This is a genomic window from Verrucomicrobiota bacterium (assembly GCA_016871495.1).
GTDB lineage: Bacteria > Verrucomicrobiota > Verrucomicrobiia > Limisphaerales > VHDF01 > VHDF01.
In genome coordinates, this window is record VHDF01000001.1 from 70188 (window position 1) to 96648 (window position 26461).

General features: G+C 60.6%; 19 protein-coding genes. 11 read left to right on the forward strand and 8 right to left on the reverse strand.

Going from position 1 to position 26461, the window contains the following annotated elements:
• The first annotated feature begins 179 nt into the window (after positions 1-179).
• The 4 genes from ggt to FJ404_00350 all read left to right on the forward strand — a co-directional run bounded on the left by ggt (position 180) and on the right by FJ404_00350 (position 7394).
• The gene (gene ggt, locus FJ404_00335) at positions 180-1886 is read left to right on the forward strand and encodes a gamma-glutamyltransferase (GenBank protein MBM3821336.1); all 1707 of its coding nucleotides are present in this window, start codon (positions 180-182) and stop codon (positions 1884-1886) included.
• A 244-nt stretch (positions 1887-2130) separates the two neighbouring features.
• Entirely contained in the window at positions 2131-2952 is an 822-nt protein-coding gene (gene larE, locus FJ404_00340; GenBank protein MBM3821337.1) for an ATP-dependent sacrificial sulfur transferase LarE, read from the forward strand.
• Positions 2953-5826, forward strand: coding sequence for a c-type cytochrome (locus FJ404_00345; GenBank protein ID MBM3821338.1), 2874 nt, complete (start codon positions 2953-2955; stop codon positions 5824-5826).
• Positions 5827-5927: 101 nt separating this feature from the next.
• The gene (locus FJ404_00350) at positions 5928-7394 is read left to right on the forward strand and encodes a hypothetical protein (protein MBM3821339.1); all 1467 of its coding nucleotides are present in this window, start codon (positions 5928-5930) and stop codon (positions 7392-7394) included.
• Positions 7395-7685: 291 nt separating this feature from the next.
• Here the strand turns inward: FJ404_00350 and FJ404_00355 are convergent, their stop codons facing one another.
• From FJ404_00355 to FJ404_00380, 6 genes are all read right to left on the reverse strand, one after another.
• Positions 7686-8213, reverse strand: a complete 528-nt coding sequence (locus tag FJ404_00355; GenBank protein MBM3821340.1) for a hypothetical protein — start codon at positions 8211-8213, stop codon at positions 7686-7688.
• 39 nt (positions 8214-8252) lie between these two features.
• Positions 8253-8531 carry a hypothetical protein gene (locus FJ404_00360; GenBank protein MBM3821341.1) on the reverse strand — a complete coding sequence of 93 codons (279 nt, stop codon included), beginning with the start codon at positions 8529-8531 and terminating at the stop codon, positions 8253-8255.
• Positions 8532-8667: 136 nt separating this feature from the next.
• Complete coding sequence (locus FJ404_00365; protein MBM3821342.1) at positions 8668-9858, reverse strand: MFS transporter; 1191 nt, start codon at positions 9856-9858, stop codon at positions 8668-8670.
• Between the two features lie 69 nt (positions 9859-9927).
• Positions 9928-11202: a DUF2088 domain-containing protein gene (locus FJ404_00370; GenBank protein MBM3821343.1), complete on the reverse strand. Its 1275-nt coding sequence runs from the start codon at positions 11200-11202 to the stop codon at positions 9928-9930.
• 7 nt (positions 11203-11209) lie between these two features.
• Complete coding sequence (locus FJ404_00375) at positions 11210-12016, reverse strand: SDR family oxidoreductase (protein MBM3821344.1); 807 nt, start codon at positions 12014-12016, stop codon at positions 11210-11212.
• On the reverse strand, positions 12013-12945 hold the full coding sequence (locus FJ404_00380) for a response regulator (GenBank protein ID MBM3821345.1): 933 nt from the start codon (positions 12943-12945) through the stop codon (positions 12013-12015). Before FJ404_00380 ends, FJ404_00375 begins: the two co-directional genes overlap by 4 nt.
• 38 nt (positions 12946-12983) lie before the next feature.
• On the opposite strand from FJ404_00380, the gene FJ404_00385 reads away from it, so the two are divergent.
• The 5 genes from FJ404_00385 to uvrB all read left to right on the forward strand — a co-directional run bounded on the left by FJ404_00385 (position 12984) and on the right by uvrB (position 20580).
• Positions 12984-13928: an aldo/keto reductase gene (locus tag FJ404_00385; protein MBM3821346.1), complete on the forward strand. Its 945-nt coding sequence runs from the start codon at positions 12984-12986 to the stop codon at positions 13926-13928.
• A 79-nt stretch (positions 13929-14007) separates the two neighbouring features.
• Positions 14008-15099, forward strand: coding sequence for an agmatine deiminase family protein (locus FJ404_00390; GenBank protein ID MBM3821347.1), 1092 nt, complete (start codon positions 14008-14010; stop codon positions 15097-15099).
• Between the two features lie 153 nt (positions 15100-15252).
• Positions 15253-16659 (forward strand): RIP metalloprotease RseP, encoded by a 1407-nt coding sequence (gene rseP, locus FJ404_00395; protein MBM3821348.1) that lies wholly within the window; start codon positions 15253-15255, stop codon positions 16657-16659.
• Between the two features lie 59 nt (positions 16660-16718).
• The gene (gene ispG / locus FJ404_00400; GenBank protein MBM3821349.1) at positions 16719-18509 is read left to right on the forward strand and encodes a (E)-4-hydroxy-3-methylbut-2-enyl-diphosphate synthase; all 1791 of its coding nucleotides are present in this window, start codon (positions 16719-16721) and stop codon (positions 18507-18509) included.
• Position 18510: 1 nt separating this feature from the next.
• Positions 18511-20580: an excinuclease ABC subunit UvrB gene (uvrB, locus tag FJ404_00405; GenBank protein ID MBM3821350.1), complete on the forward strand. Its 2070-nt coding sequence runs from the start codon at positions 18511-18513 to the stop codon at positions 20578-20580.
• Between the two features lie 100 nt (positions 20581-20680).
• Here uvrB and FJ404_00410 read toward each other — a convergent pair whose 3' ends face one another.
• Complete coding sequence (locus tag FJ404_00410; protein ID MBM3821351.1) at positions 20681-22075, reverse strand: sulfatase; 1395 nt, start codon at positions 22073-22075, stop codon at positions 20681-20683.
• Between the two features lie 128 nt (positions 22076-22203).
• Between FJ404_00410 and FJ404_00415 the strand changes: the two genes are divergently transcribed.
• The gene (locus FJ404_00415) at positions 22204-22812 is read left to right on the forward strand and encodes a gamma carbonic anhydrase family protein (GenBank protein MBM3821352.1); all 609 of its coding nucleotides are present in this window, start codon (positions 22204-22206) and stop codon (positions 22810-22812) included.
• Positions 22813-23259: 447 nt separating this feature from the next.
• On the forward strand, positions 23260-24174 hold the full coding sequence (locus FJ404_00420; protein MBM3821353.1) for a helix-turn-helix domain-containing protein: 915 nt from the start codon (positions 23260-23262) through the stop codon (positions 24172-24174).
• Here FJ404_00420 and FJ404_00425 read toward each other — a convergent pair.
• Entirely contained in the window at positions 24163-26409 is a 2247-nt protein-coding gene (locus FJ404_00425) for an LPS-assembly protein LptD (GenBank protein MBM3821354.1), read from the reverse strand. The two genes, FJ404_00420 and FJ404_00425, sit on opposite strands and share 12 nt — an antisense overlap.
• Between the last annotated feature and the right edge of the window lie 52 nt (positions 26410-26461).

Below are 26461 nucleotides of genomic sequence, written 5' to 3' on the forward strand. Positions count from 1 at the left end.
TCAAATCAGGCCTCTCGACGAGCGTCGTTCACCCCACGGGTGGCATGGCCCCCGTCGTTCTGTTTCCAATCAACCCCTGGAACAGAGTCAACACCGCGCTCCCCAAAATGACAAAGGCGGCCACTTTTACGTTCCCAAATTCCGAATTCCGTTGCTCAATCCCTGCCTCGAACTTTCGCATGAAATCACCGCTCCTCGCCATGAGCCTTGCCACCGTCGCGTTCCTCACCCCCGAAGCGCAAGACCGCTCGCAAACCCGATCCATGGTCCTTTCGCGCGATGGCATCGTGGCAAGCGAACATCCCCTGGCGTCCCAAGCCGGCGCAACCGTGTTGGCCCAAGGAGGACACGCCGTGGATGCCGCGCTCGCCGCCAACGCCATGATGTCCGTCACCGCCCCCATGATGTGCGGCCCCGGCGGCGATCTTTTCGCACTCGTCTACGACGCCAAGACAGGCCAGACGTTTGGGCTCAACGCGAGCGGATGGGCCCCTCAAGCCCTCAACGCGGAATACCTCCGGCGTCTCGGCCACACCAACATGCCCCAGTCCGGCATTCATTCCGTCACCGTGCCAGGCGCCGTCGACGGATGGCTGGCGCTGCACCGCCGCTTCGGCAAGATCGGACTGAAGCAGGTGCTGGCTCCCGCCATCCTGACCGCGGAACAGGGAGTCCCCCTGACCGAATGGGTCGCCGCCTATTGGAAAGAGTCCGAAGCCAAGTTGCGCACGAACGCGGAATGCGCCCGGGTTTATCTGCCGCAAAACCGGGCACCCCGAGTCGGGGAGGTTTTCAAAAACCCCGATCTGGCGCGCACCTATCAACGCATCGCGAAATCCAAGCGTGCCGGGTTCTATGCTGGTTCCACCGCTCGCGCTTTCTTGAAGCTTTCTCGGGAACTCAAAGGGACCATCACTTCGGCAGACCTTGATGCTTTCACCTCAGAATGGGTCACCCCCATCTCCACAGATTACCGTGGCTGGACCGTCCAAGAAATCCCGCCTGGCGGCCAGGGCATTGCCGCTTTGCTCATGCTCAACATCATGGAGACCTTCCCCCTGAAGGGCTACGGAGCAGGTTCCGCCGACACGATCCACACCATCATCGAAGCGAAGAAGCTGGCCTATGCCGACCTTCTCCAATACATCGCCGATCCACGCCAAGCCAAAGTCCCCACGACTCATCTTCTGAGCAAAGCCTACGCTCATGCCCGCGCGAAATTGATCCACCCAAGCCGCGCCATGACCGGCCCGGAACCCGGACGGCCTTTCCACCCAGGAACCGACACCACTTACCTCTGCGCGGTGGATGCCGAAGGCAACATGGTGTCCTGGATTCAAAGCATCTATTCCGGTTTCGGTTCCGCCTTGGTCCCGGAAGGAACGGGAGTCCTGTTGCACAACCGCGCGGGCCTTTTCTCGCTCGAATCAGGCCATCCCAACGAACTGGCGGGACGCAAACGTCCCTTGCATACCATCATTCCCGCCATGATGATCAAGGACTCCCGCCGCATCGCCTTTGGCATCATGGGTGGCTTCAACCAAGCCCAAGCCCACGCTCAGTTTGTGTCCCATATCGCCGATTTTGGATTGAACATCCAGGAGGCCCTGGAAGCCCCGCGCTTCACCAAGTTGACCTTTGCCGGACGCGACATTCGCATCGAGGACCGCGTACCAGCCGCGGTCAGGGAGGAACTGAAGCGACGCGGGCACGAACTTCAAGTCCAGGGCCCTTTCTCTTCCGTGGTTGGCGGCGGCCAGGCCGTGATGAGAGACGAGAGCACTGGGGTCAATTACGGAGCCTCAGATCCTCGCAAGGACGGCGCCGCCCTTCCGCAACCCTTCTGGACACGACAGTCCTCAGCCGCCTCCCCGCGCAAGCGCTGAGGATCGCCCGCGTGAGACCTCCACGGCGCACCGTCGCCGCGCCCCCTCACGGAGCGGGGGCGACCCGCCGACCCACGGACCTGCTCATCCGCTTGTTCCGCCCAATTTCACCCGGTCGCCGCCAGCACGGACACTTCTTCACGATCGCAAGCCTTCAAGTCCTCACGAGGCGCGCTCGACAGTCCTGCCACGCCCGTGCGAAGCTCCTTCCGTGTTGGATGTCAAATTGCGCCGTCTCGAAGAAATGCTCGCCGGTTACGAGAGTTGCTTGGTGGCGTATTCGGGCGGAGTGGATTCGGTCCTGCTCGCGGCCATGGCGAATAAGATCCTGGGTCCCCGATCCCTCGCTGTGATCGCAGATTCTCCCAGCCTCCCGCGCCGAGAGCTGCAGGAGGCCTTGGACATTGCCCGAAGGTTCAACATCCCCGTCCGCGTTACCCGCACCTCGGAATTCGACAATCCCAACTACCTCGCGAATCCCGTCAATCGCTGCTATTTCTGCAAACACGCGTTGTTTACAGAGCTTGAACCCATCGCCAAGGCCGAAGGTTTCAGGGTCATTGCCTACGGAGAAAACGCTTCCGATCTCGGCGATCACCGCCCTGGAGCCACCGCCGCCGCCGAGTTTCAGATCCGGGCCCCGCTCAAAGAAGCCGGTTTGACCAAGAACGAGATCCGCGAACTCTCCACTCGATTGGGTTTGCCAACCGCCGACAAGCCTCAACTGGCCTGCTTGAGCTCGCGCATCCCATACGGCGAAGCCGTCACTCCCGAAAAACTGGCCATCATCGAACGGGCCGAAGAAGCCATTCGCCAGCTTGGTTTCAAAGAATTCCGAGTCCGCCACCACCAAGCGTCCGCCGGACTTCCCCTGGCCCGCATTGAACTCGCCCCGGCTGAAATGGAGCACTTCCTGGAATCCGGCGTGCGGGAATCCCTCGCCAAAGCGTTGCAATCCGCTGGCTATCAACACGTCACTTTGGACCTGTTGGGATACCGCCGCGGCAGTCTCCTGGAAGCGGCACCCATTCATTTCCGCCCCGTCCCAACCGATAATCATCGGTAGATGCCGGAAACTCTGGTCTGCCCTAACTCAACCCGTTCTCCAAAGCCGTCAAGGCCTGGAATTAGAGCCTCCCTTCGCTCGGCACTGCTCCTCTTCCTAGGAATCGCCACTCCTAGCCTGACCCTCACGGCGAGAGCCGAAGTGATTATCCCCGGAATCCAGGCCGCCCGACTCCAAGGCGTGGAGGCCGGCATCGTCCTCATTCAAGAACTCAACTGTTTCGGATGCCATTCTCCGGGAACAGGGGAAGGGTTCAAATCCAAGCCGCGTCTCGGTCCCGATCTGGCCGATGCCGGCTCCAGGCTCGAACTTCAATGGATTCGCGCTTTCCTCGAACAACCGCACCAACTCAAGCCCGGCACACCCATGCCCAATATGCTGCAAGCCTTTCCCGTGCAAGAGAGGCCCAAAATGATCGACCGGCTTGTCCACTTCCTGGCCGACCAGTCCGGCCACCAACCGGACGAACCCGTCGCCGCCAGCGATGCCATCATCGAGCAAGGCCGCCAACTCTATCATCGCGTTGGCTGCGTGGCGTGCCATGCCCCTTTCGATACACCCACCGGCTTGGCCACCCCCCTCAAACAAGGAGTCAATCCCGAACCCTCCCTCCCCACTTTGGCCGCTTCCATTCCCCTGGGCGATCTCGCCACCAAAACGACCGTCCGCTCGCTGGCGCGGTTTCTGATGGACCCCCTCAAAACACGTTCAACCGGGCGCATGCCTTCACTCGGGCTTTCCGACCCCGAAGCCTCCGCCATCGCCATGTACTTGGTCCGCGCCCAAGCCGTCTCCGGTTCCGAAGCACCTGCCCGCCAATTGTCCGGTGTCGCTTATCAGTATTTCGAGGGCGATTTCAGAGAACACCCTCCCGACTTCGCCAAACTGGTCCCCGTCGCCGCCGGCACTTCCACAAACTTTTCACTCGAGATGCGCCAGCGTGATGCCCATTTCGCGTTGAGATTCTCCGGCACGATCACCATCACCAATGCCGGCACGTACACCTTTTTCACCGATTCCGACGACGGATCCCTGCTCAACATCGGGAAAACCACCGTCGTCACCAACGACGGTTTCCATGCCGCCACCGAGCGCTGGGGTTCGATCCATCTCGATCAAGGCGAACATCCCATCGAAGTCCTGTATTTCAACGGGGGCGGTGAATCACTCCTCCGCGTACTCTATCAAGGCCCGCGCCTGCCGAAACGCCCCATTCCCGCCACGGCCCTCAGTCACTTGGCGGTTCCCATGACACCGGCCGGACGGGTGCCGTTCACCCTCGACATGACCAAAGTCATGGAGGGCCGCGAAGTCTTCTCAACCATCGGTTGCGCTCAATGTCACTCCGTCCCCGGCGGACAAGCACGAACCCAATTCGCTCCCTCGTTTCGATCGCTGGCCGATTCCAAAGCGGGCTGCCTTTCCGCCGCGCCTCCGGTCAAAGCTCCTCGCTACAACCTTTCCGAATCTCAACGCATCGCCATCGCCGCCGCGCTCCGCAACCCCTCCTGGCTGGACCGCAACATGCCCCCCTCCACTTCGGCCTCGCTCACCATGGCCTCCCTCCATTGCTACGCGTGCCATAGCCGCGACGGACTCGGCGGACCTGACGGCGACCGACTCGAGTATTTCCTCACCGAAGGGCAGCTTGATCTCGGGGACGAGGGCCGCATTCCTCCACACCTGACCGGAGTCGGCTCGAAGCTTCGTGAGGAAGCGCTCCGCAACGCACTCAACGAAGGCTTCCGCACCCGGCCCTACATGCAAACCCGGATGCCGCTCTTCGGCGACCACCAGGTCTCCGGCTTTCTCGCATGGTTCTCGCTCGCCGACGCCTTCGTCGGCGCCCAACAACCCCCGCCCTTCTCGGCGGCCTACGCCAAACATGGACGCACTCTGGTCGGCACGGACGGACTCTCTTGTATCTCTTGCCATAACATGGACGGAAAAAGATCGCTCGGCATTCCCGCCATGGATCTGGCCCACGTCGGACCGCGGCTCCGTTACGATTGGTTCCGACGCTACCTGCTCGATCCCGCCTCGCTCCGGCCCGGCACACGCATGCCCGCCTTTTGGACCGAAGGAAAAAGCTCCAAACCTGGCATTCTTGGCGGAGATCCCGAAAAACAAATCCAAGCGCTTTGGACCTACCTGCAATCCCCCAAACTCACGGGATTGCCCGAAGGACTCATCCAACCCAAACAAGAACTCATCCCTTCTCAGGAACCCATCCTCTACCGCAACTTCATCACCGGTGCAGGTCCTCGCGCCATCGAGGTGGGCTATCCGGAGAAAGTGAACCTCGCCTTCGATGCCGAAAACGTCCGGCTCGCCCTGGTCTGGCAAGGCGGGTTCATGGACGCCTCCCGCCATTGGACCGGCCGGGGCGAAGGATCCGAGCCGCCCCTGGGACACAGCGTGATCCCCATGCCCTCCGCACCGGCCTTCGCCGTCCTTCCCAGCCCGGACGCCCCCTGGCCCGCCGTACCGGGACGAAACAACGACTTCAAAATGATGGGCTACGAGCTCGACGCCAAACGCCGCCCGAAGTTTCTCTATCGATTTGGAACACTCCAGATCGAAGAATCCTTTGAACCCATTCCATCCGACCTCGATCACGGTTTGCGTCGCTCCTTCATCCTCCGCGGTTTGACCAGCGATCGATCCGTTTGGATGCGAGCCCTCGAAGGCCGCACCATCGTCACCCACGAAGGACCCACCTGGCTGGCCGATGGCCGAGTCCGCCTCCAACTCTTGCAGCCACCCACCCACAACGCGGTCGTCCGCAAGCTGCCCGGAGATCGCCGCGAACTCATCGTGCCCATCCCGAAAGACGCCGCTACAACCACGCTTACGATGGAGATCCAATGGTGATTCGTACGTTCATTCGCCCATCGCCCCTTGCACCGGCGGCCAAAGCCCGTTCTCCTCTTCTTCCCCTCTGGATCACCGCGGGACTCTTGTCCTCAGCCTGGATGGATCCCCTGCCCTCTCACGCCGCTGAAACCGCCCCCGCCCCGGCCTCGAGCGAGCCTCTTCCCAAGGAGGAGGACTTCTACCGCATCGTCACTCTGCCGATTCCGCCCGGAATCACCTTGGAAGCCGGGGCCATGGCCTTCTTGCAAAACGGTCAGCTCGCCGTAAGCACGCGACGAGGCGAAATTTATCGAGTGAACGGGGCCATGCAGGAGGACCCAGGCAAAATGAAGTTCCACCTCTTCGCCAGCGGACTCCACGAGGTCCTGGGCTTGGCCGAAAAGGACGGCTGGCTCTACTGCGCACAGCGCGGTGAAATCACCCGCATCAAGGATCTCGATCAGGACGGACGGGCGGATCGGTTTGAAACGGTTTCCGACAACTGGGGCCTCACCGGCGATTACCACGAATACGCGTTTGGATCGAAGTTTGACACCGAAGGCTATCTTTGGGTTGTCCTGTGCCTGACCGGATCATTCACCAGCGACGCTCCGTTCCGGGGCTGGTGCCTCCGCGTGGCGCCCGATGGGAAAACGATCCCCACCGCCAGCGGACTTCGTTCTCCGGGCGGCATCGGTGCCAATCATCTGGGCGAAATGTTTTACACAGAAAATCAGGGGCCTTGGAACGGCGCCTGCACCCTGAAGCATTTGGTCCCTGGCGATTTCATGGGCCATCCCAGCGGCAACACCTGGTACTCGCTCGCCCCCGAGATGGGCCCCAAACCACCAACCCCCGCCAGCGGAGGCCGCCTCCACCTCGAAGCGGAAAAGAATCCCCGCCTGCGCCCACCCGCCGTGTACTTTCCGTATCCCAAAAAGGGGCAATCCGCGAGCGGCATCGCCTGCGACACCACCGGCGGCGGTTTCGGACCATTCACCAACCAACTCTTCGTTGCCGATCAAGCTCACAGCACAGTCATGCGGGTCTCCCTCGAGAAGGTCAACGAAGTCACTCAAGGCGCATGTTTCATGATGCGCCAGGGCTTCGACTCCGGAAATCTTGCCCTCGAATTCGCACCCGACCACTCTCTCATGGTGTATGGCACCGACCGGGGATGGGGCGCCCGAGGAGGCAAACCCTTCGCCCTGCAACGCCTCGTGTGGAATCAGAAAACACCCTTCGAAATCCGCCAGATGCTCGCCAAACCGGACGGGTTCGAACTCGTCTTCACGACGTCAGTTCAAACCGCCACCGCATCCAACCCGGCGGACTTCCAACTGAAAACCTACACCTACATTTACCAAAGCCGGTACGGCAGTCCCGAGGTCGATCCCACCCGGCTCAAGGTATTGTCGGCAACCCCAAGCCCGGACGACCTCCGCGTCAGGCTGAAAACAAACAAGCTCATGGCGGGACACGTCCACGAACTGAAGATCACAGGGTTACGTTCCGCCAATGGCCTGCCGCTCCTTCACGGGGAAGCCTATTACACGATGAATCAAATTCCCAAAGTGACGAACTGACGGGAAGGGCTCGTCCGTAAGATTGGCCCTCCGTTGAGCTCACCGGCGGTCGACCCGGTCATGCCGTCGAAGTTCCGCCTCATTCCAAAGATGCTGCGACTCAAGACAGCGAAACCGCACGGAGAGTAGGCCAATTTCACCCTGAAAATGGCAATTCAGCAGCGTCGAGATGCGCCAAACCCGCCACCAACCGCAGAAGGATCGAAGGAACCAGGGCGCTCAAGGCAGACCCTGCCTCCGCGTTGCCCCCGTCATGGATGAGCGCAGACGTTCCTGCGGCCCCCAGACCCGTCAAAAAGGCAGCAGCTTCTTCTTGAGCAAATCCCCCACTTTGCGCCCATCCCGTTTCTTGGTGGATTTCTCGGACTCCCCGCGTCCGGGTTCCTCCTCTTCCCGGGCCTGCTTCGTCATCTCCGTCATCATCATCTCCTGCATGTTGGCGTAACGGGTGTAACCCGAGGGAATCTCGAAAAGTTCCCCCGCGGGCTTCGCAAGCTTCACCTCCTGAAAATCCAGGCGCATCGACTGCCCCTGACTCATGGTTTCAATGCGAACGGGAAACTGCTTCAGATCCGTCGCATTCCAAACGGTCGATTCATGACGCGTCCCCTGTGCATCCGTCACGACCACCCGGTTCTTCTCACAGGGATGGCCGTCCACCGTCTCTTTCCCAATCAAAGTAACCTCCATCTTGGATGCGTTCGGGACCGCGGATTCAACCGTCCCCGTCAACGCGGTCTCCAGGTAGCTTTTCAATCCCGGCCAGACGGAATAACTCAAACGTTTGTCAGGACGCGTGATCGCGATCATTTTGTCCATCCCGGCCGCCGCCGCATCCTCCGCCGCCTTCGCTCGCCCTCACTGCATGCCCGCCAAATCCATCTCGAAGCGAGTCTTGCTCTCATCCACGAACATCTTGCCCGGAATCTTGATGGATTCCGTTCCATCCTTGGTGGACATCACCATCGTGGCCGAAAAAGCAGAATGGTCACCAAACAGCCGCCCCGCCGCTCCCTGAAAATCCGGACCACTCGGCATTTTCCCAAACTGGGCAAAACCCGCCGTGGGGATCAACCCAAGGCATCCCGCCAACACCCATCGTAAGATCCATGAAGCCGTCGCATTTCGAGCACGCATAAGTCAAAACTCCCATGAAGTGTTCTACCGCGATCTGGAATGACTCGCTCATTTCTGACAGGGGAAACCTCGCTCGAACCTCGACGATTGTCGATGCGAACTTCAACCGCATCACCGCTACCCCCATCATCCCCCCTCAGTCCAAGCTCACCCGCCTCCCCCGGTCCCGCCGCCACACCACAACCAAAGCCACCCATCCCACCAGCAACAATCCCCCCACCGTCCAGGTGCCCACGTCCGGATGGTCTGGAGCCAGCCAGAGCGAAGCGGCCCCGGCGGCCGGACCCGCGAAAATGCCCACGCCCAGCGCCGCTTCGTGCAACCCGCCGTGCTCCCCATGCGCATCACCGGCATCCATCGAATAGAAAAGCGAGGAGTAATAAATCAATCCCAATGCCAGTCCGAAAACCAACTGCGCTCCCACCGCAACCGCCAGATTCGGAGCCAGCAACAATCCCATAAATCCCGCGATCAATCCGGCATAGGCGGTAAAAAACCAGGAGCGCCGGTAATGCCATCCGGTCCACTTCCACAAAATCGCAAAGGCCGCGAACCGCCCGAAAAACCACAGCGAACAGAAGAAACCCACCGCAGACGGCGGCAGGGCAAAGCGCTCCGCCAGTGTCGGAATTACGGGCAGCACGGAATTGATCGCGATGTAGGCAAAGGGATTCGCCAGCCAGGCCATGTGCAGAAAGGACTTCGCCTTCGCGATGGGACGCGGATTCAACTCACGCCCCGCCCCTTCAAGGGCTCGCCCGGCTCCCAAAGGCCGGCAGTCGACAGGTCGGATCAACAGCACGAGTTGCAGGGCGTGCAAAAGTGCCGGCACCCAGAAACGCGAGTTCTCTCCCAACGCCTCGATCAAAGCGCCCCCCGCGAAATAAGCCACCGAACACGAAGCGGCCCACACGAGATTGTAAATGCCCAGCGCCCGCTGCAATCCCAACGGCGTCTCCTTCGTGGACGCCATCGCTTCCAAGGCCGGCCACGTGAACGCCATGCCAAAGGACCACACCGACACGACCGCCACATGCACGGCCAAATCCCGGCTGAAACTTGCGGCCAGCATGGAAAGACCCATGACGCTGAAACCCAAGCGCAGCGACTTCTCGTATCCTTGGCGCTGCGCATAACGCCCCGCCAAAATCGAAAACGCCGCGTAAATCAACCCGTGCCAGGCCGCCAGGGCCAGATTGGCCCGGTCCCCAAACCCGAAGTGCTCACGGGTGAAGAAGAAATAGTAAAGAAAGTAAATCGAAGTCGCGAAAGAGTTCAGGCTCTCCAACACGAACACCCTCGCCTTTCCGCCCCAGAGGAACCTCAAACGTTACCCTTTCGTCTCCGCGCGGAACTCCCGCACCGCATGCTCACGCGCATTCTCAAAAAAAGAACACTACACCATCGCCCAAGCGGGTGGATGCTCGAGCCGGAACAACCGTTCCCCAGCCTTGGGCACCCACAACACCCCCTCGTCCTCGCGATGAGCAAAGGTCTCAGCCTGAATCGTCGCCGGATCGCGATATCCCAAATTGATGGAACGGCACTTGGCCTCCGAGATCGCGGTCGCCAGCGTGACACGCGCCCGTGGTGTCTCCACCCCGTTCTCAAAAGTGCCGAGCCCATAAACATGAATCGAGTGCGCCAAAACTCCCCACGGGAACGACTGAAATCGCTCCCATTGCTTCAAAAAATAGTCCCGGCAATGATACCCCACCTGCTCGATCACCCGCCCGTGCGTGAAGCTCACTTCGCGAATGTGCGGCGCGTAAATGATCAACTCCCCGCCATCCGCCAGCACCGGCTCCAGCTTGTACATGCACTTGCCACCCGTCCAAATCTCGTCATACATCGCAGGCGCGCAGGCCAAAATGGTCTTGAACGGACGCGGCTTCAGCGTGATGTGCAAAAGGGCCGATAAATCCGCCGCGGCCGACCACGCTTCCTCCGGCGTGCCGGCGTACAAGCCCGACAACTCCCCTTTCGCCCCAACCACAAGGCAAAAACAAAGCTTGGGAACGTTCACCATCGACCCCGCGTGATCGATCACGCGCCGCACCGGAGTCCACTTGTTCCCAATGATCTTCGGCGTGCTGATCACCGCCCCCAGCCAATGAAAGAAATTCAACACTTCGGGCCCGGCCACTCCCGGAAATAAATATTTGTTCCCTCCCGAGAATCCCACGACCTCGTGCGGAAACACCGGCCCCACGATCACCACCTGATCGTAATCGAAGAGCATCTTGTTCACCCGCACCGGCACGTCCATCGCAAAACGGCCCTCCGACAACCGGTGAATCTCCGCCGCGGAAATCGTCCCGAGGGTCCACAATGCCGCCTCATCGTCCCAGGCATGGTTAAAAAACCGTACCGCCCCATAGGGACCCCTCCGTTCTTCCACGGAAATCTCAAGCCGACCGCAAATCGCTTCCTCGCTCATCGGTTGGTGGGTGCCCAGCGCCACCAGCACGTCCAATCCCGCCACCTCAGTCCGCAATTCAGCATGGATCGCTTTAAACAACATCCCCACCGGCGCGGTCCGCGTTCCGTCGGGAATGATCAATAACACGCGCTTCCCCCGCCAATCCCCGCCCCGGCATGCGGCCGAAACAATGTCGCGCGTCTGCCCCTCGTCCAACCCTGCCTCCGCCATCCTTCCTGTTGCCGCCATAAAATTCCTAAATGGTCTGCGCCAAAAATCCTCCGTCCACGCGCAGATCGGTCCCGGTCACAAAACTGCTGGCCTTCTCGCTCGCCAGGAAAACCGCCGCCCCGATCAATTCCCGCGCTTCGCCAAACCGCCCCATCGGAGTATGCGCCCAAATCGATTTCGTCCGCGGAGTCGGCGAACCGTCCTCGTGAAACAGCAGCTTGCGGTTCTGCTCCGCCGGAAAAAAACCGGGCGTAATCGAGTTGACCCGCACTCCCGACGCCGCCCATTCCCTCGCCAGAAACTGCGTCAAGCTGAGGACCGCCGCCTTGGCCGCCGAGTAGGCCACGACGCGCGACAGCGGGATGTGAGCGGAAACGCTCGCAATGTTGATAATCGAACCCCGGCCCCGTGCCGCCATCCCCGCCCCAAATTCCTGGCAGGGCAGCAACACGCCACCCACCAGATTCAAATCAAAATTCGCCTGCCACGCCGCCAACCCCAACTGCTCAAAAGGCCGCTCCGGCGTCACCGTGGCGTTCGGATCGTTTCCGCCCGCCGCATTCACCAATATGGTCGTGGCTCCCAAGGCCTTCTGCACCTCGGCATGCGCCCGCGACAAACTCTCCAACTTCAAGGCGTCCGCCGCGAAGTAATGGGCGTCCCCCCCCTTCTCGCAAATCCGGTCCGCACGCTCGCGGCCCTTGTCGCCATTGCGACCCAGGATCGCCACGTGCGCACCCGCCAAAGCCAGTCCCTCGGCCATGGCACCGCCGAGGACCCCCGTCCCTCCAAGCACCACCGCCACTTCTCCTTTCAAACTAAAAAGATTCATACTGAACTCGCCAAACCTTCCGCCGTTTTCCTCAACAATGCCTCCACCGAAAACGGTTTGACCAACCGCCCCAGCCTCAACCCATTCGACGCCATCAGCATTTCCTCCTTCTCATCCACTTCGCTCAACAAAATGATCCTCGCGTCTTGTCTCAAATAGCGCATCGCCCGCGCGGTCGTCACGCCGTCCAACACCGGCATGCGAAAATCAATCAGGGCCAGCATGACCTCGGCCGGCTGCCGGGCAAACAACGCCACCGCTTCCGGACCCTCCTTCACCGCCGCGCGCGCCATGTGCACCGCAAGCAGGATCGGCGTCAGGCTGTCCTTCAAATCGTGGGCGATGCCGCCGGCCAGCGTGCCCACGCTCTGCAGACGCTGCATGCGCAGGAACTGGCTCTGCAAACGCTTCTTCTCGGTCACGTCGCGCACCAGGATCTCGACAGAAGGCGCGGTATCCCACTCGAAATACCCCGCCGTGATTTCCGCCGCGAAAGGCTCGCTCCCAGGCGGTTCAAACACCGTCTCGAGCGAGACGGGTTCGGCGTCCTTTTGAGTCAAAGGCGCAATCTCCCGGGCAAACGCATCCCGCTTGCCTCGCGCCACCAACCCAATCACCGATTGCCCGATGAGGCTCTGGTCGTCACGCCAGCCCAGCATCAAGCGAAACGCCTGGTTCGCCACCCGGATATGCCCAACCTCGTCCACGAACTCCAGCGTGTAGCCATCCGCGGCCAGAAAGGTCTTCAGGATCTGCTGGGAAATGATGTCGTCCTCGGCGATTGAGATGGTGCGTGGCGTTTCCATATCCTTCAAGATCGACACGGTTCGCTCCCGTGGCTCAAGCGATAACTCTCCGCGCTTCACTCGCGCGCGGCAAGGCGAAAGGCACTTCGACATCGAGGCAAGTTTCGGCTTTCGCACACTCATCGCTCCGCTATGCTGCCGACCGCATCCTCCGCCACATCATGAAAACGATCACCCTCGGAAAAAGCACCCTCCATCCAAGCCGCCTCGCCTACGGATGCTGGCGCCTCGGCGGCTCCTGGGAACCCAGCGAGATTTCCCCCGAACGCGAAGCCGTCGCCCGCAAAGCCATCCTCACCGCCTTCGAACAAGGATTCACCTTCTTCGATCACGCCGACATCTATTGCCACGGGCACTCCGAAACGCTCTTCGGCAAAGTGCTCCACGAGGTCTCCGGCATGCGCGATCAAGTAACCCTCGCCACGAAATGCGGCATCCGCCGCAAAGGCGAACCCAACCCCGACAGCCCTTACCGCTACGATTACTCCTCGGAGCACATCATCCAGGCCTGCGAGGGATCGTTGCGCCGACTGGGCGTGGACACCCTCGATCTGTTCCAACTCCACCGCTACGACCTGCTGACGCATCCCGAAGAAGTCGCGCGCGCCTTCCAAACGCTCCGTCATCAGGGCAAAGCGCGCTGGTTCGGAGTCAGCAATTTCACGGCCTCCCAGTTTCGCACCCTCCAATCCTTCCTCAACGAGCCGCTCATTTCCAACCAGGTGGAAATCAGTTTGATCCGGCTCGATCACCTGCTCGATGGCACTCTCGACCTGTGCCTTTCCGAGAAAGTTTCGCCACTGGCCTGGAGTCCTCTCGCCGCCGGACGCCTGGCCAGCCACTCCGCCATCGATCTCAACTCCCCCGATCATGCCCATCGCGCCCAACTGCGCGAACGCCTCGACGTCGTCGCCCACGCGCGCCATACCTCCCGATCAGTCATCGCCATCGCCTGGCTCCTCGCCCACCCCGCCGGCATCATTCCCATCATCGGCGCCACCACACCCGACCACATCGTGGACGCCGCCAAGGCAGAGTCGCTCGAACTCACGCGCGAGGAATGGTACGGGCTTTACGAAGCCGGCCTCGGCCATCGCCTGCCTTGAATTCTTTCACGGCCTGGGCATGCTCCGCGCCGTGCCATCCGCCCGTTCGCATTCCCCTCCCGCTTCTGCTGGCTTCTTCATGCCCGCGGAATGGTCGCCCCACCGCTCCACCTGGTTGACTTGGCCCCGCCCGGCCGGGATCAGCTTCCCGGGACGCTACGACGAGGTGCCGCCCGTCTACGCCAAATTCATCCGTGAATTGACCCACGGCGAAGACGTCAACATCAACGTCTGGGACGCCACCATGGCTCAAGACGCCGCCTCGCGCCTCCTCCGCCTTGGCGCGGCGATCGACCGGGTCCACTTCCACACCTTCCCATCGTACGAACCCTGGTGCCGCGACCACGGTCCGATCTTTCTCAACCGCATCCCATCCTCGCCGGATACATCGCCCGAAAACCAAGCCATCGTCGATTGGCGCTACAACGCCTGGGGCGGTAAGTACCCTCCCTTCGATCTGGACGACGCCATTCCTCAGCACGTCGCCAACCTGCGCCGCCTTCCCCTCTACAGCCCGGACATGATTCTCGAAGGCGGCGCGATCGATGTGAACGGACAAGGCGATTTGCTCACCACCGAAGCCTGCCTCCTCAACCCCAATCGCAATCCCAACCTCACTCGGGACGCCATCGAGACCTTCCTGCGCTCCTACCTGGGCGTGCAGCGCGTCCATTGGCTCGGCGAAGGCATCGTCGGGGACGACACCGACGGCCACGTGGACGATCTTTGCCGGTTCGTCGCGCCGGACACCATCGTCACCATCATCGAGGAAGATCCCGCCGACCCAAATTATGCACGGTTGCGGGACAATCGCGAGCGGCTTGATCATCTCCGCGGAGCCGAAGGACGTCCCTTCCGCATTCTCGAACTGCCCATGCCTGGCGTGGTGGAACACGACGGGCAGCGGCTTCCCGCCAGTTACGCCAATTTCTACATCGCCAACGCGGCCGTCATCGTCCCGACTTACCGCCATCCCAATGACGCCAAGGCGATCGAAATCTTAAGCCGCTGTTTTCGCGACCGGCCTGTCATCGGACTGGACTCCATGAATCTCATCTGGGGCCTCGGTTCCTTCCACTGCATCAGCCAGCAGGAGCCGCTTCCCCTGCCGCCCCCGTCCGCCCACCCACCACCCCATTCCCCGATTGCCAGTCCAAGAGTTCAAGGCTAGTTTCTCCCAGACCGGTTTGAAATCGGATGGTTGCGTTCTCCGACATGCCATGCGGATGAATCAACTCGAAACCCACGCGCCCATGCGCCCCGTCCCAGGACGAGCGGCCAACTCTCGCGTCGCTCATCCAATGACCCACCGGTCGTTTGTTCCATGCTCGCTCAAATACTGACCTATCTGTACGTCATCGCGGCCGTTGTTCTCCTGTTCGGCGCCGCCGTCTTCGTCCACGAATTCGGCCACTACTGGGTGGCCCGCAAACGGGGCCTCAAAGTCGAGGCCTTCGCGATCGGATTTGGTCCCAAGATCTTCGGATGGACCAAGGATGGCATTGAATACTCCTGGCGTTGGATCCCTGCGGGAGGTTACGTCAAACTCCCTCAGATGATCACCTCGGAGGCCATCGAGGGGACGCACCAAGGCGAACCCCTTCCCCCCGCCTCTCCGTGGTCCAAAATCCTCGTGGCGTTCGCCGGTCCCCTGATGAACGTGGTCTTCGCCTTCGCCATCGGCACCTTCATTTACTTCGTCGGACTCCCGGTTCCCGTCAACCCCTCCATCATCGGCTATGTGAAAACGGACAGCCCGGAGGGCAAACTCGGCATCCAAGCCGGCGATGCCATCGTCGAGGTGGACGGCAAACCCACGCGCTCCTGGGAGGACGTTTACCAAATCACGGCTCTCGCCCGAACGAATGTGCTCAAAGTCGTTCTCGATCGCGCGGGCACTCGCTCGACCTACAACCTCGAAACACGCGAAAACACGCCCCTCCCGCTCAAGGTCCTCAACCTGAATCCCCAAGACCATCCCGTCATCTTCAAAGTCGAACCGGACGGACCCGCCGACAAGGCCGGCCTCAAAACGCAGGACAAATTCATGTCCTTCGCCGGCATTCCGGTCCACAGCCAGGAACAATTGGTGGACCTCATCCGGAAGCGCGGCGGTGAACCCAGCGAGGTCGTCGTGGAACGAAACGCCCAATCGCTTACCCTCAACGTGACCCCGATGTTCGATCCCCAAACCAAACGCGGACGCATCGGCGTCGGCCTTTCCTCGGGCTCCATTCGATACGAGGTCCAAAAGCCGGGTCCAACGCCCTGGGCACAAGTCAAAGAGACGCTGGACCTCATGTACAACACGTTTAGCGCGCTGGTGCATTCGGAACAAACGGGAGTCGGGGCCAAGGACCTGAGCGGTCCCGTCGGAATCCTCACCATCATGGCCGCTCACGTCAAAACCGATTACCGGCTGGCCCTCAAGTTCCTCGTCCTCCTCAACATCAATCTCGCGATTCTCAATCTCCTCCCCATTCCCGTGCTGGACGGCGGCCACATCGTCATGTCGGTCATCGAAAAAATCCGTCAGCGCCCGCTCAGCATCAAATTTGTCGAATACACCACCACCGCCTGCGCGCTGGCGCTGATCTCCTTCATGCTCTACGTGACCTTCCACGACTTCCGCCGCTTCTCCCTCTTCAAATCCTTCTTCCAACGCGAAACTCAAATCGAGCAAACCCCACCCCCCTCCCCCATTCCCGCTCCTGCTCCCGCCCCACGATAACCACTCGCGAGCGTGCATCAGCTCCACTCCCAGTCGGAACAATCGCCCCCCTCCTTGCCATGAACTTTTGTTCATCCCTCTTCCGCTACCAACGACGCCCGACACGCGAAGTCGTCGTGGGCGACCCGAATCGTGGCGGTGTGGTCATCGGCGGACACCACCCCGTGGTCAAACAGTCCATGCTCACCTGCGACACCATGGACACCGCCTCCTGCATCAGCCAAACCCTCGATCTCGTCGCCGTCGGCTGCCAAATCGTCCGCATCACCGCTCCCACGGTGAAAGACGCCGCCAACCTCGAAGTCATCACCCGCGAACTCCGCGCCCGCGATTGTTTCGTTCCCCTCGTGGCGGACATTCACTTCAAACCCGAAGCCGCCCTCGAGGCCGCCCGCTGGGTCGAAAAGGTCCGGATCAATCCCGGCAACTACGCCGATTCGAAGAAATTCGCCATCAAAGAATACAGCGAGCAACAGTACCAGGCCGAACTGGCCCGCATCGACGAACGTTTCACACCGCTCGTCCTGCTCTGCAAACAACTCGGTCGCGCCATGCGCATCGGGACCAACCACGGTTCCCTCAGCGACCGGATCATGAATCGATTCGGCGATTCCGCCCTGGGCATGGTCGAAAGTGCCCTCGAGTTCGCCCACATCGCCCGCCGGCATGACTTCCACAACTTCGTGTTCTCCATGAAGTCAAGCAACCCCAAGGTCATGATCCAATGCTACCGGCTGCTCGTCGCCCGCCTCCATGCCCTCGGACCGGATTGGAACTACCCCATCCATCTCGGCGTCACGGAAGCCGGGGACGGAGAAGACGCCCGCATCAAGAGCGCCATCGGGATCGGCTCGCTCCTCTGCGACGGCGTCGGCGACACGATTCGCGTCTCCTTGACCGAGGATTCGCCCAACGAGATTCCCGTTTGCAACTCCCTCCTGGCGCAAGTCTCGAAGCTCACCCAAACCCAGGCCGACTTTTCCGCTTCACTCGTCCCTTTCCAGCCTTTCGAGTATTCACGCCGCGACACTCCTGAAATTGAGCTGAACGAAACCGTCCGCTGCGGCGGCCAGCAAACCATACGCGTCGTCGTCACCCAAGCCGTGTTCGATCAATTGGCTCCGAAAATCCGACCGCGCGATGATGTGCGCCCGGAAGCCGTTTATGAAGAACTCCAAGTTCAGGAGGTCGACCCCACCGAAGACTTTACCACGGCTTGCGACGCACAACTCATCACCGTCCGTGACGGCGTCGCCCTGCCCACCCTCGCCGCCTTCCGCCTCTTGGCCGCGAAACTCCGCCAACTGGGGTTCCGTAATCCCATCCTTCTCAAAGATTGCCTCCATTTTGAATCGACGCCCCCCCCACCCGATGTCGCCCTCCTGCGCGCCTCGGTCAACCTAGGCTCCCTGCTCGCCGACGGGATCGGCGACGCCATCCTCGTTCGCGGCGAATGCGGTGCCGGACAATCCCTCCGTCTCGCGTTCAACATCCTCCAGGCCGCCGGTTGCCGTTCCTTCAAAACCGATTACGTCGCCTGTCCCTCCTGCGGACGCACCCTTTTCAATCTCCAAACGGTCACCGCACGGATCAAGTCCCGCACGGACCACCTCAAGGGGGTCAAAATCGCCATCATGGGATGTATCGTCAACGGCCCCGGAGAAATGGCCGACGCCGATTTCGGATACGTCGGGGGCGCTCCCGGCAAAATCAATCTCTACGTCGGAAAAAAGCCGGTGAAATTCAACATCCCGGAAACCGAAGCCGTGGATCGGCTGGTGGATCTCATCCGGGAACACGGTAAATGGGTGGAACCAGACCTCGTGCCCGCCCTTGCCCCGGAGTCCTGAGGTGGAGTCCTTCGAACTCGCCGCCCCCTACCAACCCGCCGGCGATCAACCCGCGGCCATCCGAGCCCTCACGGAGGGTCTCCGTCAGGGCCATCCGCACCAAGTTCTCCTCGGCGTCACCGGTTCGGGAAAAACATTCACCATCGCCAACGTCATCCGCAACGTCAACCGCCCCGCGCTCGTCATCTCCCACAACAAGACCCTCGCCGCCCAGCTCTACGCGGAATTCAAATCCTTTTTCCCCCGCAACGCGGTGGAATACTTCGTCAGCTACTTCGACTTCTACCAGCCCGAGGCTTACATCCCCCGCACCGACACCTTCATCGAGAAGGACTCCAGCGTGAACGAGGAGATCGAGCGCCTGCGCCTCTCGACCATGAGCTCCCTGTTCTCCAGGCGCGATGTCATCGTCGTCGCGAGCGTCTCTTGTATCTATGGCATCGGCAGCCGTGAGGACTACGAGGCTTCCATCATCCCCGTCCGCGTGGGACAAGCCCTCAACCGCGATCAACTCCTCTGCCGGCTCGTCGATCTCCAATACCACCGGAACGACATGGAGTTTTCCCGGGGTCATTTCCGCGTTCGCGGCGACGTCGTCGAACTCTGTCCCTCCCACTCCGAAGACGCGCTCCGCTTCGAATTCTTTGGCGACGAGGTCGAGCGCCTCACCCGCTTCGATCCCCTCACCGGCGAAACCCTCGAACCGCTCGAAAGCCTCACGATCTATCCCAGCAAACAATACGTCACCCCCATCGAAAAAACCAAGTCCGCCCTCCTCACCATCCGCGAGGAACTCGGCGAACGCGTCGCCTGGTTTGAAAGCCAGGGCAAACTCCTCGAAGCCCAACGCGTCAAAATGCGAACCGAATATGATCTCGAAATGCTCGAGGAGATGGGGTTCTGCACCGGCATCGAAAACTACTCCCGCCACCTCAGCGGTCGCCCCCCCGGCTCCCGCCCCTACACACTCTTCGATTTCATGCCCGCGGACTATGTCCTCATCATCGACGAGTCCCACGCGACCCTCCCGCAAATCGGCGGCATGTCCGCCGGCGATCGTTCCCGCAAAACGGTGCTGGTAGACCATGGTTTCCGCCTGCCCAGCGCCCTCGACAACCGCCCTCTCCGCTTCGACGAATTCCAAGCCTGGCAAAAGCAATCCATCTACGTCAGCGCCACCCCGGCCCCACTCGAAACGGATTGGGCCGGACCCCGGGTCGTGGAACAAATCGTCCGGCCCACCGGGCTCGTCGACCCCAAAATCACGGTGAAACCCCTTCGCGGCCAAATCGACGATCTCATCGAGGAAGCTCGCAAACGCGTCGAACGCAAGGAACGCGTGCTGGTCACCACCCTGACCAAGCGCAATGCCGAGGAACTCGCCGACTACCTGCGCAACATCGGAATCAACGTCCGCTATCTCCACAGCGAAATCGACGCCATCGAACGCGTCGAAATCCTCCGCGCCTTGCGAAGGGGGGATTGTGAAGTGCTCGTGGGCATCAACCTCCTCCGCGAAGGGCTCGACCTGCCCGAAGTCTCACTGGTTGCAATCCTGGACGCCGACAAGGAAGGCTACCTGCGCTCCGCCACCAGCCTCATCCAAACGGCCGGCCGCGCCGCCCGCCACCTCCACGGCGAGGTCATTCTCTACGCGGACCAGATAACTCGAAGCATTCGCAGATTCTTGGAGGTCTCCAATTACCGCCGGGAAAAACAGCTCGCCCACAATCAGGCCCACGGCATCATCCCTCGCTCCGTCAGCCGCGCCATCGAAGGCAGCCTCGTGACCAGGGAAACCGCGCAAAAGAAATCCGCCTTCGTCCTCAAGGAATCCACCACCCATTTCGACCTGGTCGATACCATCCGGGAACTCAACGCGGAAATGCTCGAAGCCGCCAACAACCTCGAATTCGAAAAAGCCGCGCTGCTCCGCGACCAAGTCAAGGAACTCAATCGCCTGCTGGAAGGCGGTGCCGCCGGAACGTCGACCACCAGCCCCCCTCTCGCGACCTACCCTCGCCCGTCTCGCAAAAAAGCAGGCGCCGCACGACCCACCAGACGCGGTTGATCGCTGGGCTTCTGGCTGTCGCCCTCCGGGTTGGGCCGTCCTCCAACTCCACCGAAAACAGCGAAGAACCGATCGATGCAGATCAATGGCCGTTGCCAGGTCAATCCAACCTCCCCGCCGGTCGAACACCCCTCCCCACCTCGCCGGTCAGGCTGTCGCCCAAATCTCGCCGCACCCGAACCGCCGCCTCCTCCAGCCGATTCGCCATGTCCGGCCTTTGATCAATCAAATTCTTTCGTTCCGCAGGATCCTCTTTCAGATGGTAGAGAGCCCGCTCCTGACGCTGCGTCCGCAGAGTCCCCGGTTTTCCACCACGCCCCGGAGGCATCGGCTTCAGATAGGCGTGAGGAAAGTGGAGCTTCCAATCCCCGACGCGAATGGCCTGCAACTCCTTTCCCCAATAATAGGCGAAAGCTTCCCTCCCGGGATCGCCGCCCGCCTTCCCGGTCAAAATCGGCCAAAGGTCGCGTCCATCCAGGATCCTTCCGGGCGAAAGCACAGCACCCGCCCTCGCCGCCACCGTGGGAAACCAGTCCATGCTCGAAACCCAATGCCAGATCTTCTTTCCCTTCGGCAAAACACCAGGACAGGACACGATGCATGGCACTCGAACCCCACCCTCAAACGTCGTCCCCTTGCCCTCCCTCAATCCCGGCGCCCATCCCGCGTGATCGCCATAGGACAACCAGGGTCCGTTGTCCGATGTAAAAATGACGAGGGTGTGCTTTCTCAGCCCCAACCTCTCCAACGCCTCGACCATTCGCCCCACGGAATGATCCACTTCCTCCAACACGTCGCCGAACAATCCCCGCTTCGTCCTCCCCCGAAAACCTTCCCCCGCAAACAACGGCACATGAGGCATGCTGTGCGCCAAATAAATGAAAAAGGGCCGTGCCCGGTGCGTCTCCATAAATCGAATGGCCCGATCCGTGTACTCCCCCGTCAATCGCGACTGGTCCGGATTCAACGCCACCACTTTCTCGCCCTCCATCAGCGGCAAGTCCGGATACGTTCCGGTCGGATGCCTCGGCCACATGTCGTTCGAATAAGGAAGTCCGTAATACTCATCAAACCCGTGCCGCAAGGGGGAGAATCTCGGATGATCACCCAGATGCCACTTCCCCAATACCGCCGTCGCGTAGCCTCGCTGCTTCAGGATCTCGGCCATCGTGATCTCCTCTTCGTGGATCCCCGTTTTCGACCCGGGTCCCAGAGCGCCAAGAATCCCCACCCGGTTGGGATAACACCCCGTCAGCAGCGCCGCCCGAGAGGCCGAACACACGGCCTGCGGCACAACATGCCGCTTCAAGATTACGCCTCCTCTTGCCAAGCGATCCAAATGCGGAGTGCGATACCCCTTCGCCCCATAACAACCAAGATCACCAAAACCCAAATCGTCCGCAAAAATCAGCACCACATTCGGAGGGTTCCGCCCCGCGTCCGCATGGGCAACCATCCAGCCCCCCAAAACCACCACCACGAGGAATAGGTTCATGGCCAAAGCCTGGACCTTTTCTCCCCTTGACCCAACCCGAATCCGCCGAACTCCGCTCACCTCCAAACGCTCGAAATAGTGTCACAACAGGCTTCTTCCCAACCTCGCTTTCTCACACCATCCCCTCCATGCACGACGTCATCGCCCGCCTCGAAAAGCACCTGGAGTCGCCGCCCCGCGTCGGACAGTGCGTTTATATCGCCCAGTCCGCCACCGTCCTCGGCGACGTGGAACTCGGTGACCACTCAAGCATCTGGTACCAAGCCACCCTTCGTGGGGATATCGAAAGGATCGTGGTCGGACACCATAGCAACATCCAGGATAACGCCGTCGTCCACCTCGCCGATGATCTCCCCTGCATCATCGGCCATCACGTCACGGTCGGACATTCCGCCATCGTCCACGCATGCACCGTTGGAGACGAAACCTTGATCGGGATGGGAGCCATCGTGCTCGATGGGGCCATCATCGGAAACCAGTGCCTGATCGGCGCCGGAGCGCTCGTCACCCCCGGCACTCGCATTCCCGATGGATCTCTGGTTCTGGGAAGGCCGGGAAAGGTCGTTCGAAAACTCCCGGAGTCAGAACGAGCAAGTCTCAAACTTTGGGCAGAAAAATACGTGGCCAATGCCGCTTACTGCCTGGCGCGTGGAATCCAGGTCGGCACGCCGCTCACCGTGCCTCCCCGAGGCATCCCATCCCAAACCAGAGGCGCTGGTCACGAGCAGGGCGGGTGATTCCTTCCTGCGATCCGCGGGCGAAAGAGGGTTGGCGCCTCACCGAAAGTTCACCCAATCCTCGTTCCAACTCTCGAATGAGACCTCGCATCCTCTTGGACCTCGCCACCGACCCCCTCCTCGCCACCCACGAGTTCTTCGCCATCGGCGACCAGGATTTCCTCCGTTCATCCACGCCATTTCCACCGCGAGCACCGGAACCGAAATAACCTATTCTTGCCTGTTTTATCATCAGACAAGCGAAATCACTCTTGGAAAGACGCAGCCAGGGAAGAAAATCGGTTTCTTGCGGTCTTGGATGAAACATTCTTGGCGAATTCTTGTCATGAATTCGAACCGCAATCGTGGTGGTTGTGCCATTCGCGACAAAATCGACGGATTGGCGAAGCATGAGTGAACAAGGCTCCGTTCGCTCTTCAGCGAGGTTCCTGACTGTGTGGACCAGCCATGACCGCAAAACGAGAACTGCTCTTCGACCCCAAACTCGGCAAGACACGCCCCTTCTTCCCTCACGAGCCTTCCATCACCAGCGCCGCCGCGGATTGGCAAGGCATTCTCTTGGAACAGATTCGATTTTCCCAAGTGGAATGCAAAGACGTTTACTGCGTCAACCACGTCGTCTTTCTCCAACTCAACCAAACCACGGAGGTCGAATACGAATGCAACGGCAAGACCGCTCGCCAATTCCTCCAACCCGGGCAAATAACATTTATGCCCGCCGGCGTCATCCACTCCGCCCGATGCCGTCAGGGCGGGGAATACCTGTCGGTCTCCGTCTCTCCACAGTTCTTGGAATGTGCAACCCATGAACTGGCCTTCGAAAGCAAGTTGGAACTCACTCCCCAATGGGGCGTTGAAGACCCGCTCCTCAGCGCCCTCATCGTCACCCTGAAGCAGGAAGTCGAATCCGGAAATCTGCGCGGACGCGCCTGCGCCGAGGCCCTCGCCACCGCCATCGCCTTCCAAATCGTGCGCCGCTTCGCCACCACCCGCGATGCGCAACCGCGCGAAGTCAAAGGCGGACTGGCCCGATACCAACTCCGCAAAGCCCTCGACTTCATCCATGCCCACCTCAAAGAAGACATCTCGCTCGCCGTCCTCGCTTCCCAGGTCAAAATGAGCGCGTTCCATTTCGCGCGTTCCTTCAAACAATCCACCGGACTTCCTCCCCACAAATACATCGTCCGCTGCCGCATCGAAAAGGCCAAGGAAATCATGATCGCTCAAGTCATGCCGCTGGCGGATGTGGCTCAAGCCGTCGGCTTCTGCGACCAAAGTCACTTCACGTTCCATTTCAAGAAAGCCTACGGCCTTCCCCCCAAACAATTCATCCGCCAGGCCAAAGCGATCTCAACGCCCTAACAACAGCGAAGGCTCGTCGCTATCCTTCCCCACCTTGTAACTCGGAAACGCCTTCAAAGAAAACGTCAGCGCCACCGTAAAATCATCCGGGCGCTCCCCGCGATGATCCCTCACCCGGAACGTCAATCCTCCGGTCCAACTCCGAAAATCCCGGTAAACGGTGTAATACTGTTCCTCCATCGTGCCATCTCTCGCCTCGAAATGGTGGGACAGACGGAGCCCCCAATTCGGATTCAATCGGAAATAGATGCTGCTGATGATCAAATTGTTCCCCAGTCCGTAACTCGCGACATCGTCCCTCAGATAACGGTGCCCCACACTCCAGTTCCAGAGGTCCCCTGGAAGGATCGTCGCCTTGTGGTTCGCCTCACGCCACCGCTCCTCCGCCACGTCGAACCTCACCTCCGAACTCAAGGTCAACCAGGATCGGGGGCGCAAATCGAACTCCGAATACAAGTCCGCAAAAGTCGACTGCCCCCTCCGCGGATGCAGCCGCCAGTCCGTGTAGAGCGCCCAATGAATGAGGTTGTCGGCCCCCCAATCGCCCCGCCGTGTCTGCACTTTGTTCCTCAACGCGAATCGCAACACGTTCTGGCTGTCCACGGAATCAATCGCGTGATAATCGGGAAACTCGATCGGAAGCAGCCGGAGGGTCGGCAACTCATAATCGAACTGAGGCAGTTCGCGGGGAGCCCGGCTCGGCGAGGGCACATACACATAGTTGATCGAAGGCTGCAAAATATGCCGCAACCCATCCACTTCCCAGAATGAGCTCCGGGCTCCTCGCCACACGCGCGAAGCCTTCCAGGACACTTCCGCCCCGGTGTTCAACACCCATCGATCCGTCGAATTCAGCGTGGTATGCTCGCCCTCCGTTTCTCCGTAATGCGTGAAGCGGCCCCCGACTCTCGGAGTCACATTCAACCATCCCCACAAAGTCTTCGGTGCCACAATCTGATGGTACGTGTCTCCCCTCCACGCCGCGTAATCATTGGTCCACCCCTCCGCGAATCGTCTCCGAAAATATCCCATCGAGCTTTCCGACTCGTAGTAAAGCGGCAGAATGCCCAACGACTGCCGCCATCCCGTCAGCTTGATGTCCGGCAGCCGCTCCACCGTTTCATAAAAATCGTTCAACTGCGGCTGCGCGAGAATATCCAGGCTGAAATTCGGCCAGGAGTACGTGGCCTCCAAGAACGACGAAGGCTGATTGTTGCGCCGGTATTCCGCCTCGAAAAAGTCCCGAATGATCTGGGCATCGCTCTGCTCGCGCACCACCACTTTCGCCACCAAGTTCGACCCGTGCTCAATCATGTGCCAAAACGAGGCGCGATGACGGTCGTCCACGATCATTCGGCGTTGAAGATCCAATCCCGGATCCTCGTCATGAGCATAGTAAAACTCCGCGTGCCCCTCCCCCCAGGCCCCCAGGTCATACCGGAATTCAGGCCCCGCCCCCACCCCGCGCTTTTGCCGGTAATCCAAATGCACCGCGCCCCAAAGCCGCTCATCGTAAACCCAATTGTAGGTCCCCAACAAATACGGCCCGTGCAAACTCCGATAGCCCGGAGTAAACTCGAAGTTGTTCGGATGCCTGCGGAAACTCTTGTGGTAGTAAGGCAAATACAACACCGGCACATTCCCCAGCACCAAAACCGCGCCCCTCGCCTCGATCGATTCACCCGGTTTCAAGATCAATTCCCGCGCGCGAACCCGGTATCCGGGATTCGAGACGTCATCTCCGGTCACATAGCCACCCTGCGCCCGGTACACCCGATTGCTGGTGTCGGCCGCCAATCCCAGCCCTGCCGCATAGAATGGGCTCCTCCCAGTGCGAAAGGATTCGCCACTCACCTCCCCCGTCTTGAAATGGTACGCCAGCTTCTCCCCCCTCCACACCTGCCCCTGCGATTGAATCACCACCGCCCCCTCCGCCTCCGCGTGTCCGCGCTCCTGATCCAGCTTGGCGCGTTCCGCCGTCAAAAGGGCGCTTCGTCCTTCGGCAGGGTCCTCATAGCGAATCACCACCCCGCCCCATGCCTCCGCCACCCCGCGATCCGGATCGAATTCCAACTCGCTCCCCGCGTCTCGTCGCTCCAGCTTCCAAAACGCCGAGGCCGGAGCGGCCGCCGGCTTCACCGGCTCCGATACCTGTCCGATGACCCCCAGCACCCACCCGAAACAACACGCCCAAATCATCCCCATTCGCCAGCCCTGAATTGAATCGTTGCGCATGCGGCGCGGCCAGAGTATGCGGAGCTCCCGCTCGCGGCCAGCGGGATTTTGA